The organism is Anaerolinea thermophila, from assembly GCF_020723905.1.
In the GTDB taxonomy this organism is placed as follows: Bacteria; Chloroflexota; Anaerolineae; order Anaerolineales; family Anaerolineaceae; genus Anaerolinea; species Anaerolinea thermophila_A.
In genome coordinates this window covers 107698-123909 of the sequence record NZ_DYHZ01000006.1, presented here as the reverse complement: position 1 = coordinate 123909, position 16212 = coordinate 107698, and the positions used below count along the sequence as shown (strand labels likewise).

At 48.8% G+C, this 16212-nt stretch carries 11 protein-coding genes; all 11 read right to left on the bottom strand.

The genetic code is table 11. The annotated features are described in order from the left end of the window. Window positions 1-2: 2 nt before the first annotated feature. The gene (gene rffA, locus LHF31_RS10425; protein ID WP_303774205.1) at window positions 3-1154 is read right to left on the bottom strand and encodes a dTDP-4-amino-4,6-dideoxygalactose transaminase; all 1152 of its coding nucleotides are present in this window, start codon (window positions 1152-1154) and stop codon (window positions 3-5) included. After that, a complete protein-coding gene (locus tag LHF31_RS10420; protein ID WP_298003231.1) occupies window positions 1151-1891 on the bottom strand; it encodes a GNAT family N-acetyltransferase in 741 nt (246 codons plus the stop codon). The genes rffA and LHF31_RS10420 overlap by 4 nt, the downstream gene beginning before the upstream one ends. After that, a complete protein-coding gene (locus LHF31_RS10415; protein ID WP_298003234.1) occupies window positions 1881-2825 on the bottom strand; it encodes a glycosyltransferase family 2 protein in 945 nt (314 codons plus the stop codon). Before LHF31_RS10415 ends, LHF31_RS10420 begins: the two co-directional genes overlap by 11 nt. 7 nt (window positions 2826-2832) lie before the next feature. Further along, window positions 2833-4290 carry a sialidase family protein gene (locus tag LHF31_RS10410; protein WP_298003237.1) on the bottom strand — a complete coding sequence of 486 codons (1458 nt, stop codon included), beginning with the start codon at window positions 4288-4290 and terminating at the stop codon, window positions 2833-2835. Beyond that, window positions 4290-5156: a hypothetical protein gene (locus LHF31_RS10405; protein ID WP_298003240.1), complete on the bottom strand. Its 867-nt coding sequence runs from the start codon at window positions 5154-5156 to the stop codon at window positions 4290-4292. Before LHF31_RS10405 ends, LHF31_RS10410 begins: the two co-directional genes overlap by 1 nt. Window positions 5157-5246: 90 nt before the next feature. Next, entirely contained in the window at window positions 5247-6329 is a 1083-nt protein-coding gene (locus LHF31_RS10400; RefSeq protein ID WP_298003243.1) for an acyltransferase, read from the bottom strand. Between the two features lie 96 nt (window positions 6330-6425). Beyond that, window positions 6426-7706, bottom strand: coding sequence for a DUF362 domain-containing protein (locus tag LHF31_RS10395; RefSeq protein ID WP_298003246.1), 1281 nt, complete (start codon window positions 7704-7706; stop codon window positions 6426-6428). Window positions 7707-7715: 9 nt separating this feature from the next. Continuing rightward, the gene (locus LHF31_RS10390; RefSeq protein WP_298003251.1) at window positions 7716-10538 is read right to left on the bottom strand and encodes a hypothetical protein; all 2823 of its coding nucleotides are present in this window, start codon (window positions 10536-10538) and stop codon (window positions 7716-7718) included. Window positions 10539-10546: 8 nt separating this feature from the next. After that, window positions 10547-11995, bottom strand: a complete 1449-nt coding sequence (locus LHF31_RS10385; protein ID WP_298003256.1) for a PQQ-binding-like beta-propeller repeat protein — start codon at window positions 11993-11995, stop codon at window positions 10547-10549. Between the two features lie 5 nt (window positions 11996-12000). Beyond that, entirely contained in the window at window positions 12001-13305 is a 1305-nt protein-coding gene (locus tag LHF31_RS10380; RefSeq protein ID WP_298003259.1) for a DUF362 domain-containing protein, read from the bottom strand. 98 nt (window positions 13306-13403) lie between these two features. Continuing rightward, on the bottom strand, window positions 13404-16208 hold the full coding sequence (locus LHF31_RS10375) for an exo-alpha-sialidase (protein WP_298003262.1): 2805 nt from the start codon (window positions 16206-16208) through the stop codon (window positions 13404-13406). Window positions 16209-16212: the final 4 nt, after the last annotated feature.

The window sequence follows — 16212 nt, the reverse complement described above, 5'->3', positions numbered from 1 at the left end:
TTTTATATTTGAAACGCGAAAATGGCTTGAATGACTTTTTCCTGCTCTTCTAAACTGAGCGAAAAATAAAAAGGTAACCGGATCAAACGGTCACTGATATCCTCGGTAACTGGACAATCTCCCGGTTGTCCTCCAAAGCGCCTGCCCATTTCTGATAAATGCAAAGGGAGATAATGGAAAACGCTGAGAATTCCCTGGCTTTTCAAGTGTTGAATAAGCCCTTGCCGGCTTTCAAGATCAGGCATTAACAGGTAGAACATGTGATAGGCTTGTTCACAGGTTTCCGGTACGATGGGGAGCCTGACCTGATTGCGCCCAGCCCAGGATTGCAATTCTTGATAATAGGTTTCCCAGATTTCTTTACGCCTTGATTGTATGGACTCCCGGGCTTCCAGTTGCCCCAGTAAGAAGCCTGCCAGCATGTCTGAAGGCAGGTAACTTGAACCAATATCTACCCAGCTGTACTTATCCACCTGCCCGCGGAAGAAACGGCTCCGGTTCGTGCCTTTCTCTCGCAGAATTTCTGCACGTTCGATGAACCGGGGATCGTTGATCAATAACGCGCCACCTTCTCCACAGGAAAAGTTCTTGGTTTCGTGAAAACTTTGAGTAGCCAGTTGCCCAAATGTGCCCAGGTACTTTCCTTTGTATTTTCCAAACAATCCGTGAGCGTTATCCTCGACAACTGCAATGCTGTACCGGTTGGCAATTTCCATGATGCTATCCATCTCGCACCCGACTCCGGCGTAATGGACAGGGATGATGGCTTTTGTTTTCGAAGTGATTTTTGCTTCCAGCAGGCTTTCGTCCAGATTGAGGGTATCCGGACGGATGTCCACAAAAACTGGTTTTGCCCCGCGCAACACAAAAGCATTGACGGTAGAAACAAATGTGAAGTCTGGAACAATGACTTCATCCCCCGGCTGAATTTCCAGCAACAGCGCGCTCATCTCCAGGGCATGGGTGCAGGAAGTGGTCAGCAGTACTTTTGGCACTTCCAAAGTTTGTTCTAAATAAGCATGACAACGTCTGGTAAAGGTTCCATCACCCGATACATGTCCGCTTTCAATCGCTTCCTGTAAATAGATAAGTTCATTCCCCACCACGGTCAGGCGGTTAAATGGAATCACAATATTCTGCGAGGTTATGCTCATGTTTCCTGCCTCTTGGGGGTGTTCCACCAGTGATACCAGATCTGGATGGATTGAGTGATGAAACCACAGCGCTGATACAATCGTTGCGCCCGGATGTTCCTGCCTTGGGTAACAACAGAAACCTCTTTGACCCCCTGTGACGCAAACCAGCCCAGAGATACATTGACCAATGCAGACCCTAGCGCTTTACCCTGATGGTCTGGATGTACCGCTAAAAGACCTATTTTTCCCTCTTTTTCTTCTACTTGGCAGGTAATGTACCCTGTGGGAATACCATTAAGATCAGCAACCAGAGTCTGATTAGCAAATCCATTATAACTATTCTCAATCCAAATTTCAAACAATTTATCGCATTGTTCCGTTGCAAAATGGTTGTCGTAATAAAACCGGGAATCATGGTGGCTCTGACGGGCAATCCATTTCAGTGTGGGAAGGTCACTTTCCACTGCGGGGCGTACCATGGCTGGGATTTCTGTTTCCCCTGAGATGTGCCGTTCCAGCGTCACCCGAATATCGGTAAGGTGAAAACCGGTTTGTTCAGCCAGTGCAGTGGTTTCTTTGCTTTCTGGATCTGCCAGAAAATAAAGACAATCAATTTGATGGCTGGCTACCCACTCAAAGATCCTTTCAATGGTGGAGGGGGTGAGCCTGTTTGGTATAATCCGGGCAATCCGTTTCTGAAAGAAGGATGAATCCCATGGGAGGAATTCTACCAGTGCTGAATCCTCATGATTCATTCTGGAGATGCTCCTGCGAATCAGTCATTTCCTGAATGGTGTAAGTTGGACGTTCCATCAGGCGGAAGTGCATACGGGCAAGATATTCACCGATGATCCCCAGGGCAAATAACTGCGCACCTGAGAAAATGGCAATGATGGAGGCTAAAAAGGGAAATCCGGGCACGCTTCCGCCCTGAACGATGTATCTTGCTATCACATACACCAGTACCCCAAGCCCGAACAGAGTAAAAGAAAATCCAATCAAACTGGCTAACTGCAGGGGGACAATGCTGAACCCGGTGATCATATTCATCGCATGACGGACGAGTTTGGTAAATGAATATTGAGAATTTCCATAACGCCGGGGCTGAAAGTGAATGGGGACAGAAGTAAAACGATTGGCTCCCCAGGTCAAAAGAACGTCTATTGAAGGGTAGGCTCCCTGATACTGAGAAAATGCCTGACGAATCTGGGTATGAAATGCCCGAAAAGCGCTCACGTTTCGGGCTGTCTCTGCGCCCATCGCGCTTTGCAGGGCAATTTTGGTTGCCTGAGAAGCCAGGTCTCTCCAGAGATTGTGCTGTTCCTTTACAGGGCGCCCATAGACCACCTGATATCCTTCCCGAATTTTTTCAAGCAGGAGGGGAATTTCTTCCGGAGGATGCTGTAAATCGTCATCCATGGTTACCGTAATTGGATACCTGGCTGTTCGAATGCCACACAGGAGAGCATTGTGCTGTCCGTAGTTGCGCATCAGGTTGATGCCCCGTATCCATGGATACTGTTGAGAGAGTCGTTGAATGGTTTCCCAACTCCCATCTTTGCTGCCGTCATTGACCAGCAGAATTTCATAGTGTTCTGCCATTCCCGGGAGAGATGCATTTAACCTCTGAATCAGTTCGGGTAAACTGTGTTCACTGTTGTAAACCGGAATCACAATCGAAAGATCCATAGGTACTTCACCTTGCTCTTTTTCTGGAAATCCAGTAAACGGCTCCTGCAAGAAATACACCTACCACACCAAGGCTGATAAACGCTCCAAGCGCGGGGTTGTTTTCAAGAGGTTTTGCCTGAACAGGGCTGATCATTGTTGGAATCACAGTCTCAACGAATGGATGGGTGGGAGAGATTGAAATGGTTTTGGTGCTCTGGGGAAGAGAGAGGGGCAAATTCTGTTTCGGCAGAGGTGGCGCCTGGGTGATTCCGCGGTTATAGTAAACCACACTGGGAATGCCTTCCACCACCTCAAGCCAGACGACATGCAGGATATACCCCTCACTCACAGTAATGCGCATGTTTTCGGCAAAACCACGCTGTCCAATAGGAGTGGAGGGTGTCCAGCCATTTCCCAGCCATTGCACATGCCATGGCTGTTTGATGGATACCGCGTGGAGGGTGTTTTGACTGTCGGCTACCATGTCATTCCACAGGGCACGCCCACCACCGGTCAGTTCCGGAATGAAGGTGTCAGGCTCAGACCAGGTATTTCCGCCATCCTTGGACCAGACATGGTGTCGTTCAACAGTCGGAGCACCGTCCCAGGTGAGATGAATCTCCTGTTCTCCTACGGCTTCTACGTCGATAAGAAAGGGTCCAAAACCGTCCAGATATTTTTCGGGGCTGTATTCGTCAATGAAGACGGGCTCAGTCCATGTCGTTCCGCGATCCGGGGACTGAACATAAACAATTCGTCTTCCCGGAAAGGGCATGATCGTCCAAACCGCGTGAAGAACCCCGCGCCCATCCAGTGCCATTCTTGGGTAGGCTGTATATTCGTCGTTTTGTCGAATTCCTGAAACAATTCGGATGGGCTTGGACCAGGTGTTCCCGCCATCGTCGGAACGGAGAAAAACCGGTTCTTTGAAATCCAGTGAAGCATACATTCCGTAAAGCCTTCCCTCCGAGTCATGAAGAAGAGCACTGGTTTCATTTACCCCGATGCCAATCATGATGGGCTTGCTCCAGTTTCGTGGGTCTTCGGCACAGCAAGCAGGGGCTCTGGAATAGTACAGACGACTGTTTACGCCGCCAGTTCCCCAGATTGCATGGAGCGTCCCGTCAGGGGTTACAGTAATTTCCGGGAATTCAGCGCCAAGCCCTGTCTCGGGGGAGACAAGTACATCCACAGGAGTAATCCATTTTTTTCCATCCCAGCGGGTGTAATAGAGCGTATCTCCATAACCAACCGGGCGTTCCAGTTGGGTGGATTGGGACCACATGATGTGGACATTCCCGGCAAGGTCGGCGGCAATGGTTGGTTGCCAGGCTTGAATGGAAGAATTTGACAGGGGGATGGGTTCTCCCCATGCAACTGCACTACCCTGAGCGTGGACAGGGTGGGAGCCCTGCGAACCACTGTTCCAGAACAGCAGAAAAGCAATCAGAAAAAGAGAGAATTGAATGGATTTAGTTTTCATTATGGAATGGATGTAACCCCGGTTTGTTTGGCTCGGAAATCGTTAATCGAGTCAACAATGAATTCAGCCAGTACGGGAGCGATATCCTGATTGGCATTCATTGTTGGATGATTGTCGGTTCCCTCTTTATAGTCTTCCCTGAGCCGATTGTAATTGGGAGAAGATGGATCATTCTCTGCGAGTGCACTGTACAGATCAAACACGTATACATTGGGTAGCCCGCGTAAATATTCAGGCGACTGGAGCCATTCTGCAATTTCGCGCGCTCTTGCGCCCATGGCTTCATCGGCTTCTGCAGAATTTAATGGCGGGGTGGTGAGGAGGATAAAGAGTTTTTCGGGATGTTTTTCGAAGAATCGATGCATTACTTCATAATACGTTCGGGTTTTTTCCACGCTTTGATCATCAGGCAAAACATTCCCCGTAAAACAGGATTTCAGGATGATAACCTCGTACTGCATCAGTCCACTGACTGCATTAATCGGCAGTGGATATACAGGTTGTGAGAACAGTTTTGCCAGTCCCGGTGGATCGGTATCATCGTTGGGAATGTTAAAGTGAAATCCCAGGTTTTGTCCGTTGGGATCGTTCAACCCGTAGTAGTTATAATCGTGATCCCAAAAAGAAAGTCCTGCCTGTGTCAGGCGGTCTCGATAATCGGTTTGCCGAATGAGGTTATCGCCAACGGAATGGTGGAGAAAAATGACATTGGTGTAATTTCCCTGGCTCAGGCTTTGAATTTCTTTAGAATATTGAAGAGAACGAACCAGCGCGCTGGCTTTCCAGATTTGAATTTCTACAAAGGATCGAATCCCAAGCGGCTTCCCGCCAACGATCCGGATAGCCAGCAGGATCACAAAGATCACGACAAGGAGTCCCCCTGTGATCAGCAACAACGAACCCAACCGTTTTTTTCGTTTTTGAACATGTATCGTTTGCATCACATCACCTCTAGATTAACCGAACACGTATGCGTAACCTTTTCGCAATGGGGTTGCGCTCATGAGTTTCATACTCACCCAGGGAATGATGATCCCTGTTGCAATCAATAAGGGCTGGAATATCCACTGAATCCCAAGCAGGGAAGGGGCAAAGTGATAGACCAGTTTTGCCGTTATTTCCAGTACCAGAGGATGCATGAGGTAAATACCGAAGGCTTTTTGCCCAAGTTTATAAAGGATGGCAGACTGGGGAAGGGCAATGTGATCGTAAGTCAGAAATGTAAGCAAAAGAGAGAGGGTAAAGGCAGTGGCAAAGAACGTCTCCACCCCACCACGCCAGTCAATTCCGTAAGAACGGTAAAACCATTCCGTTTCAACAATGGCGAAAGGAGTGGAAACAATCAGGAGTCCAAGCCATACTTTGCGCCATTTTTTGAGCCAGGGGATGATCTCTTCTGCGCGCAGGTTTAACGCAATGCTCAGCGTGAAAATAAACCCCAGGTTTCCAAAGAACCATTCCGGTTTCCAGGGGAACACTTTGAACAAGACCAGATAACTCCAGACAATCGTAAGTCCCTGTAAAACACCCATCACGGCAAGGACTTTATTCCAGCCAGGACTGCGAATGCCTCGAACCAGCAATGGGGAGAGCAAGAACAATTGACAGATCAGAGGGACATAATAATAAACTGGACTGGCACTCCCTGTGAGCAGTCTGGTAAGGATGCCTGAGAAGGACAGTGGGGCATCTAAAAGAAGGTGGTCAAATAGCATGACCAGCAGAGACCAGAGTGCATAGGGAATGAGAATTCCTTTGAGACGGGCGCTGATCATCTTCCAGGTCAACCCACTCCGGGATGCAAAGGCAATAAAGTAGCCTGAAACGGCAACAAATGCTGGCAAACTGAAAGGGGTAATTTGCTTGAGGATGACCATGACGATGTACATGGGGGAATCCATGGCGTCGAAATTGGGAACAGCCACGTCCCGATATCGGTCTGTCCACCAGAACATTGCTGTAAAACCCCACCCAATGGCATGGTTGATGACTACAGCCAGAATGGCAATACCGTTGAGCCAGAAAAGTCTTTTTGCCACAGAAGAAAATCCTTTGGGAGGAATTCAAAAAAGCCATCTTTTCCTGAACGGGGTTCAGGAGAGGATGGAAAGATAATTAATCAGGAAAAATGAAGGTCAGGTCAGGACGATTTTTTGGTAATCAATCTGGCTGTATCCACTCTCCCATGGATCGCCTTGTTCGTAAGTTCCCAGTCCTGCATCTTGAGCCAAATCCAGGTATTTGTCAGCATACTGGAAATACCCGGATTCTGTACGGAGAAAATCTGCCATCACGCTGTCAATTGCCACCGGATCCCTGGAGAAAAAGAGGCTTTTTGGGAACTCCCCTTCACCAAATGTTTTTGCCCAGTAAGAAGGCGTGGCATCTTCCCTTTCCAGACAACCGAAAATTCCATCGCCCAGGGTTAGAATGGTTTTGTTTCGAATGTTTGGATTTTTATAGATATCCACCAGAGGACTGTAATCGGTGTAAAAGCCTCCTCCACAGTCATCATTCAAGAAAATATGACTGTGCACTCCTCCCGGATTGCTGATGGTGCCAAAGTGATTTTTAAAACCCAGAGTAATTCCTGCACAGGAATGATGTTTCAGAATAGGGATGTTAATCAGATAAGAAGCGTTTACCAGCACATCAGCGATTTTCTGGGGAGCAGGGCTGGGTACTCCGGAGGGCGGTGAAAATTGAACCGAAGCGCTGGATTGGGTGGAATTGTACGTCACTTTGTGGGCGTCATCTGCGCAGGCATGAAACAACTGTACATTCGGATATCTCGCGCGAATGGCGTTAATAAAATATAGGGGAAAAATGCGGTTGACTCCATCGTAAATTTTGATATCCGTTTCTACCACCCCCCGTGCTTTCAGTCCTTTGATTACGGCATTGATGACTTGAGGCAAGGCATTAATTTGTCCTGTTTCATTTCCACATGCCATTTGCATTGCATTGTTGAAATTCACTTTGATGGCAATCCCCTGCCCCTGCACATAATTGGGTAAGAGGACCTGCCACGCACTGGCAAGATTGGTCTGCCCGGTCAGAGTCTTTAATCCCTCTTCAACCATGAGATCGACTTTGTCTTGACTGACGTAATTCCAGTAATCATAAGGGCTTTCCGTCCAGCTGGTTACTGAGGTGTGGCGCACATGAACGACACGCGCTCCTCCAGGCGGCGGCAGGGTATTCGTCGGGCTGGGCGTTGGGGTTGGGCTGGGTGTAACCGGTGTCGGGGTGACTGTTGGCTGGCTGGGTTTCAGAACGAGGGGCAGAAATATGGAGTTTGCGCCGCCCTGTCCATGAACCAGTTCGTCTTTCAGGTGCATCAGGCCAACCAGCGTGGAGAGTGCCCCGGTTGAAACAAGGGCTAAAAAACGTCTTCTGGATACTTTTTTACCCATAAAGGCCTCCTAAGGTGCCTTAAACACCAGCGGTAAATTAACCATTAAATCGCTGGGCATGACCTGAATGGCAGGTGAAAAGGCAATAATCGTTCCTTCTGGATTTACCAGAGAAACTGTTATGGAATATGTCTGATAGTTGGACAATCCTGTAAACAGGTAAGTTCTATTGGCGAAGGGGATCCCTGTGACCGGAGCGGGACTACCCGATCCGCTGATGTCAATTCTCCATGTATATCCATCATCTTCATCCGGGTAAACCCACCAGTATAATCGCAAACTCTGGTTGCCTGGGACAGCCCATGCCTGAACTGTGACTGCACTTCCCCATTGAACCCCGCGATATTGTTTCACGGCTTCAGCAAGTTTTTGTATGTAGAAGAAGTCACCTTCTGAAAGCCATGAAATATCTGTGTAGCGGGTGAGCGTGTTCCCCGGGGTGTCCAGAATCCATGCGTGCGCCATAAATATCTGGAAGGAGTCAATGGGATGAGATAAATTGTGTTCCCATCCCAGCGTACCTTCTGCAAACGCGGCAAACCAGTGAGGGTATAAGGCTTTTACTTTGTTGAGAACGACAGAAACATCCTGAGAATTCCAGTCCTTAAGGTATCTGCCCAGTTCTGGAGTAATGTCACGAAAAGCGGCCAGGTAGGGCGAATCCTGTCCATGGTAGGTAAAGGTATCTCTGTCCCGTAACGTGTTATAGACCACCTGAAGGTAATTGTAGTCATTGAGGTCCACCGCAAACTGATTCAGATAAATTACCTGTCGAGAGTCATCGTTGGCTGAGCGCCAATCGTAGTTATAAAGGTATCCGATAAATGGATGACTCCGGTAAGTGGGCATCCACGTGGGGGAAGGGGGCAGTTGGGATAATCCCACACTTCCCAGATAGCGGGGATAGTGAGCCATAGCCGAGCGCAGGACAGCGGCTTTTAATAACAGGCATCGGGCAAGTTCCTCGCTGGTGCTATCCTTCGACATCTGGGCGAGACGAATAAACCCAATCATGCCTGCAAAGTGTCGGTTCGCATTTTCAACCGCAACCCGCCGATCTTGATAGTTGGCAAACCAGTAAAACGTAGCCCAATCCTGTTCCCGCATATCGCGGTCCAGGGTTTCAACGGCTTTTTGCCAGGTGCTGGCAGGTAAGGATTGCTGAGCGAACTGGTAATAGCGTGCCAGTGCATAGAATGAATACAACGGAACATCTTTCAGAAACGAGTCTTGACGGGTATCCTCTTGAGTGGCATTGGGGTTCCAGTAATATTGAATCGTTCCATCCATGTATGAAAAAGGTCCTCGCCTTTTTCCAGCGGTAATGCTCAGGTTGTAAACCGTCTCTGGAGGATAATTATTCCGTTCGCTTTGGAGATATTGAAGTATCTGGGACTTGAGAGAAGGGTTGTCTACAGCCTCAGCAATTTCTATCAAATGGAGAAGGACATCAGCCGGGTTTGCCCAGTACACATCGCCGCGGCTTTTATGCACCGGTACAGCATCCAGAAAGATCCATGGAGCGTAATGACCTGATGAAATTATTTTCTGGACCTCAGTTTCTAATTTTTGCCGCAGTTCATTGGGTACACTCCCATTCAGGTAAGTGCGCGTTTCATTGGTGTATTTTCTCAATCCGCTCATGCTCCAGGAATACGAGGAAGCCCCGTCAATGCCTATCATAGGACCAAACTCGGTGTTGAGGTTGCCATTGCTGTTGACTGTAGCAGAAATTTGAATGGGCAACTGGTTCATGGCAATGGCAAGGAATGGAGGCAGAGGGGCGAATCTTGTACCGCCCGAGCAAATGGGCAGGAAGGTAAAGGTTTCTGTGATCTTTGTGGTATCTGAAGAGGCTGTGTACTGGTAAGTCTCTGTTGCCGTCAATGGAAACTCGCAGGAACGCAGCGCCCAAAAATTGATCTTGTCCCGCATGGCTTGTGGGAAACTGGTTGCCCAGGCTTCTGTTTCGGAAGAGGAGCGCGTTAACCTGCCGTCAATGGGCAAAATGCTCATGGCGCCCAGAGCGGAAGAAAAGGTCAGTTCAATTCCTCCTCCTGAAGCATGTTTAATTGCCGCTGGCTTGTTTTGAAAGACCAGCAGGAGGGGAGCATCGGCTTGATACGCATCGCTGGTAGGCAGAGTCCAGTCATAAGAAAGGGGCTTACGGCTGTCCACAAAATGACTGTTGCTCCCGAACCAGATCAGCATCCACTGACTTTCCATCCCGCTCAGGGATGTGGATGTGGTGCTCAGCGTCTTGACTTGCAGAGTTCCACCAGAGATGTAAGCCGCATACCTGGGATAGATGGGAGCATCGGATAAGCGATTGACCTGTGTGGAGTTCCATGCATAACGAGAGACATTACCGGTAAAAAGGGTGAGAGAAGAGGCGCCAGATTGCAGAGCAACCGCCGCACTCATCCGGCTGGCAGTTAATTGAAGCGTTCCGCCGCTGTACGAATAGGTTAACGTGTTATGCGCCCAGTCTGTGCTTTGGGAAGTAAAGGAACCGCTTGCGCCAGTGACTCGAATCTGTCCCAGTGGAATCCCAATTGGTCCTGCCAGTCGTGGACCTACATAAGATGCATCCGCGTTCATGACCCCGCCCCGCAGGGTTAAAGAGGGCCAGTTTCCATTCGTAATTACGAAACCCAGCCCTGCTGTCTGTCCTTTGGAATTCTGGGTGGTTTTCAATCCGGTGGCTCCCGTTTGCCAGTTGGATGGGCTCAGGGATTGAGAAGAGGGCATGGCAAAGGCATGCAAACCCGTGCCTGAAAGCAACAGGTTTATCGAGAGAATTACGCTGAATAGTACATTGAGCAGTTTCATAAGGGTCCTTATGGCTGGGTGCGCCGTGCCACCAGTTCGTAATAGGTTATGTGGTACACCCATCCATTCGCAATTGACGCAGGATTTCCGCCACCCCCCTGGGTGTTGTTTTGCATTTGACGATTGGTTGCCCCAGCGGGGATCTGAGTCCATTGACGAGTATCCAGGTTGAAATAGCCTGTGAAATTGGCGTTCTCTTCCTGAATGTGCATGGCTAGAATGAGATTACGGGAACAGGTCACATTCATGGTTTCATCTTGATTGCCCCTACCTTCACTGGAGCCGGTTTCTACCAGGGCATCCACCATGATTCGGGAGGTAGGATTTAAACGCGCCCAGCCGGAGGAATAGCCTCCCTGTGGTGTCCATGATGACATGATGAGATAACCATCTCGGTCTACACATGGAGGCGGGGTTGCTCCGTTCATGGTCTGGAAGTGATAGTGAATGACCATGGGGGCCTGTTGACCGTTTGTTTCGTACAGACGAAACAGGGTTGGCGAGTAATTTTGCGGGTTGGCGGCGTAATCTGCCAGAATGTTTTGCTGAATCGTGGCGTCTAACGCCTGATTGGGTGCGGGCGGGTCGCTGATTCCTACATACCCGTAACCCATCGGTCGAATGTAAACCATGCCATTAAGAACCACGGGCCAGTAATCCTTAAATGCCATTCCAGGAAGTTGAGCGCTTTTCCAGGCCAGTACGCCATTGGCGGATTGAATGGCATATACGCGCATATCCATTGCGCCAAAATACACCTTCCCGTTGTTCCATGCCGCGGTTTGCAGAATGGGACTTCCCACAGAATAGGACCATAACACCTGTCCATTATTCGGGTCCAGCGCGTAGAACACACCGTTCCGTCCGCCTAACATAACTTTCCCATCTGCCACCACAGGTGCAGTAGAGAATCCCTGAAAGTCAGACAGTTGATTTTTCCAGACCTGTGAACCATCTGCAGCGTTGAGGGCATAAACGGCGCCATCCAGTGCTCCAAAAAAGACTCTGCCTCCATCTACTGCCACGCTGTTCAAGATGGGGGAGCCGATGTTTGTCTTCCATACCTGTTGTCCGGTTGTGGCGTTAATGGCATACATATTCCCCATCTCTGTTCCTACGAATACCCTGCCTCCAGAGACAATTGCCTGTACTTGAGGAAACACTTTTTCGGGTTGGAAAGCATACCGCCAGGCGATCTGGAAACTGGTTCCAAGATTATCCGGATAATAGCCGGTGTGTTGAGGATCGCGTTGTACCTGCGCCCACTCGCTGGTCGGAATGGCTTCTGGACTGGTATGGATGCCTTCATCCACTGGACCTGAGGGTTGATCTATCTGAGAAAGGGCTGAAGGGGGAATCATGCCAGAAACGGGCATCCCGCTGATGAAAGTCGTGCCACCAAGAAGCACTACCAGCACAAGGAACCTGAGAATGCGGGGGTGAGGACGTTTGTTCATTCTGTTTATCCTTCGACTTTCTGGTAAAGGATGTCCTGATAGCCCTTACCCCATGGAATGCCTCGTTCTGCGTTTCCAAGTCCTGCCTGTTCAGCAAAGAACAGATATTCATCAGCCTTGCTCATAACTCCTGCGCCAGGTTCTGCGCGCAGGAAGTCAGCCATTACACTGTCAATGGCAACGGGATCAGTTGAAAAGAACAGACTGTTGGGAACTGAACCCCCAAAAGTAGACCAGGTGGAGGGGAATGTATCCTCACTGCCTTTTCCCCCAAACAACCCGTCTCCGATGGTCAAAATGGTCTTGTCCCGAATATTGGGATTCAGGAATAAATCAACCAGAGGACTGTACTGAGGGGTGAAGCCGCCTCCGCATGCCGAAACCAGGAAAATATGGCTGTGGAGTCCCCCGGGATTATCAATGCTGCCCAAATGATTCTTAAACCCCAAAGTGATGCTGGAACATCCATGGCTTTTGAGGATGGGCATATTGATCAGGTAGCGTGCCTGTAGCAGAAGATCAGCGATTTTCTGGCGGGTAGGCATCTGGACTCCATCAGGGGGATGAAAAGCCACAAATGCCGATTCGGCTTGCGAATCGTAGGTGACCGGTTCGTGACAGCGATCGAAGTAGCGGACGTTGGGATATGCAATTCCCGCTACAAAGTATTGGGGAATAATCCTGTTCACTCCATCGAACAACCAGATATCTTTTTCCTCAACGCCAATGGATTTCAACCCTGCAATCACTGCATTCACCGGCTGCGGCAGGGCGTTGATTTGTCCGCTTTCCTCGTTGCAGTTTTCCCAGATTGTGTTATTGAAATTCAACTTGATGGCAATGGCATCTCCAGGTTGATAACCGGGAAGTAATGTTCTCCAGGCATCTTCCAGAGTGGAGGTTTCTGTCAATGCTGTGATCCCTTTCTCCATCATCTGGTTAACCACTTGCTGGTCTACATATTCCCAGTAACGTTTCTGGCTGTTCCAGTGAGTGGCTTTTGAATTGTGTACATGAATGACATGACGCCCGAAATCGGCTTTGACAGGCGGGGGAGGGGTTACGGTAGCCTCCACAGTGATGACTTGCACAGGTGTTGGCGTTACGGCGAGGGGAGGTGGGGGTGGTGAGGAAGTTGGAAAAGGTGTAGGGATAGAAGTGTCCTGGGGGAGGGAATCTACTCGGGCGGGTTCTATACCCTGAGGCTGACAGGATGTATTTCCTCCAGCCAGTGTGATCAGCCCTAATGCCTGAAACAAGGGGAAAAGAGAAAGAGAGGTCAGTTTTTTCAGAAAATGTCGTCTATTCATTAGATTTCTGTTAATCAAAATGAAAACCACCAGTAAACTTCATAAAACGCCATCACCCTCATTATATGTAGCGGATGGGTTTTACCTTGAGAAGAATTTCACTTATTTTTGGAATTCTGTTTATCCTTGTTTAACCGGCGAAATCTGGCGATCACCAGAACGACAAGAATGAGAAGTCCAGAGAATGCTCCTCCAATCATCAGATATGTATTGTGGGACGTTAAACCCGGAACAGGCGTATTCGGATTTAAGGTTGATGTTTCAACCGGAGGAGGCGGTGTGGACGTCGGAACAATGGTGAGTAAAGCAAGCGGAGTCGGAGTAGGCGCAGGCAATGAAGGGGTAATCGGGACTGTCGTCGGCAGAATAGGGATAGAGGGAATGTCAACTTTCCGATAACTCCCCAGAAGGGTAGTCATACTTTTTTGTTGCTCAGGGTTGTAAAGAGGTAATCCCAGAAGAACTCCTGCTACCCCGTCCTCTCGCACTTTAAAATCAATCGGGATGTCCTGATTCTTTTCCTGAATGATACCGAAATCGAGGGCATCAATCTCATCCCAACCTGAAGCATTCCACACCATGTATCTTAATTCCTCATTCCCTAAGGGCTGTGGATTGAGGAATACCAGATGGACTTGACCGGCTTCATCCAGCGTGGCTTGAATGGCGGCAGAGGAACTGTTCCATTCTGTGATGCGTGTAACCCGTCCATATGAGCGACCGGCATCTTGAGAAATCTGGTGGAGCAGGATAGTGCCATTGTCGCTGGTGTCTTTTTCTGCCCAGAGCCGATGAAGATTATTTCCGTAGGGGAGTAGTGTGTGCCATAAAATGGTATTGGATGACACTTTTTCCGGCTCTGTCCAGGAGATTCCCTGGTCGAAGGAGTGGGTTTCGTAAAGTCCTTTTGCCGGGTTCCCTTCCAGAACGGTTTGATTGATTGCGCTGACATGGTAACTGCCGTCAGAACCATACACCAGTACCGGTTTAGAGACAATATCCCAACCTTTTGTGGATCCATTGAGGATACTCAAAGGCACTGACCAGGTTTTTCCCATGTCTCCTGACTCAACCAGGAAAACCCCGCGGTTTTCGTTAATGGGGATGGCGTAAAGGATTTGGATGGAATGATCTGGAGCCATCTGAATGGATAGATCCGTGGCTTCAACAGGGATAGAGTACACTACGCGTGGGGGAGACCAGTCTAATACGGAAAGGGGAGCCTTTCCTGCACACCAGCTGAAAAATACTTCTCCGCCCATCTGATTTTTCCAGATGGTGAAGAAACGATTTTCTGCATCTACGGTCACCGCTAATCGGGCAATCTGTTCATCCTCTCTTGAAGTGGTACGAGCTGTGTTTGAGGATGGGGTAAACATTGATACAGGCAGACTCCAGCGTGTGTCCTCGAGATAGGAATAATAGGCAATTCTTCTGGCTGATGGTTTGACCAGTGTGCCGGGAGGAATGTCCAGAATCTCATCCTGAAGCCAGAAAGCATGCCAGCGTTTTTGCTGATCTTCGATAATTTGTAAATCGGTAATCGTGCTGTCTGTGGTTTGAAGAATTTGAGAAGGCTTCCATCCCGGGTTTTGCGGTAGCCAGGAAGAAATATCTTTCAAACCCCCCGTCCTTACCCAGACATCATGGTTGGCATTGAGGTCAATGCCTGCAAGTGCCACTTCTCCGGGCGTTCTGGCAATCAGATCAAACAGGTTTAAAGAAACACCGGTAGAAGTTTCTGGATCGGTAAAACTTAAAGCGTTCGGCTCGTTGATGATTTCACTCCACTGTGTTCCATCCCATGTTGTAAAGTAAAGTAATTTTTGGGTGTAAAAAGAGATCAGGGGTAAAGAATCGGGTTCTTCCAGAACTTCTATTTTTTCTGAACAGGTCAGGAAGGGGGTGTTCAACCGTTGATTGCTACTCCATGTTTTTCCTGCATCGTCGGTCTGTTTGAAATAGGTAAAGCAAACCGTTTCAGATTGCCTCACCTGCCATACCAGGACGGCATTCTCGCCTTGGGAAGCCACATGGATATTTTCTGGATAAGCAATCCCCCCTGAACTGCTTGCCGTATCAACTTCCATCGGTGTGCTCCATCCTCTTCCGCCATCCGTTGATTGAGCCACCCAGACTTTTTTTCTGGGTTGTTGGTCAAATGTCAGATATACGATTTTCTGCTCCCCAACGCGGGCAATCGAGAGGTTCACAGAATTGGTGATAGGTTGGGGAGGTTCCAGTCCGGTACGGATAACCGGCAATAAACTGCGAAAATAATTGGAAGCAGAAATCAAAATGGGTTGTGACCATGTTCCCCCAAAGTCTAATGATTGCGTATAGTAAATACCTGCTGGCGTGTTGGCATAATCTTCGGCTTGCAGGTATGCCAGGTGCACGATACCATCCTCATCCACTTGCACGTCATAATGGGTCACAAAGCGGGCAATCAGGCGTGTGGCTGACCAGGAAGATAATTTATCCGCTGCACTCACATTGCCAATGTTAAACACCAAAAAATTTTCATCCTTCCAGAAGAGATACATACGAGTTCCAATACTGCGCGCCAGTCTTGGGCTGGCATGTTGAAACATCAGATTGGAAGTCATCACCTCTCGAGGGATGGGAAAACTGGCTTTCTTAGGTGAAGTCCAGCCTTCTGAGGTAGTGTAGGCATAGTAAACCCCCGAACGGGGATCTGCCCAGAAGACATGGAGATCTCCGTTTGTATCGGCACCCAGGATGGGATTCAAACTTTCACCGGATTTGGAGATGTTCTGAGGTATTTCCCAGCGGTTGACCCGGCTTTGTGCCATCACCGGAGAGATATCTGGTATCCATCCTGAAAACAGAATGAAGACAAGAAGTATATAGAGTGAAAGTAAATGCTTTTGAGGTTTCATATGG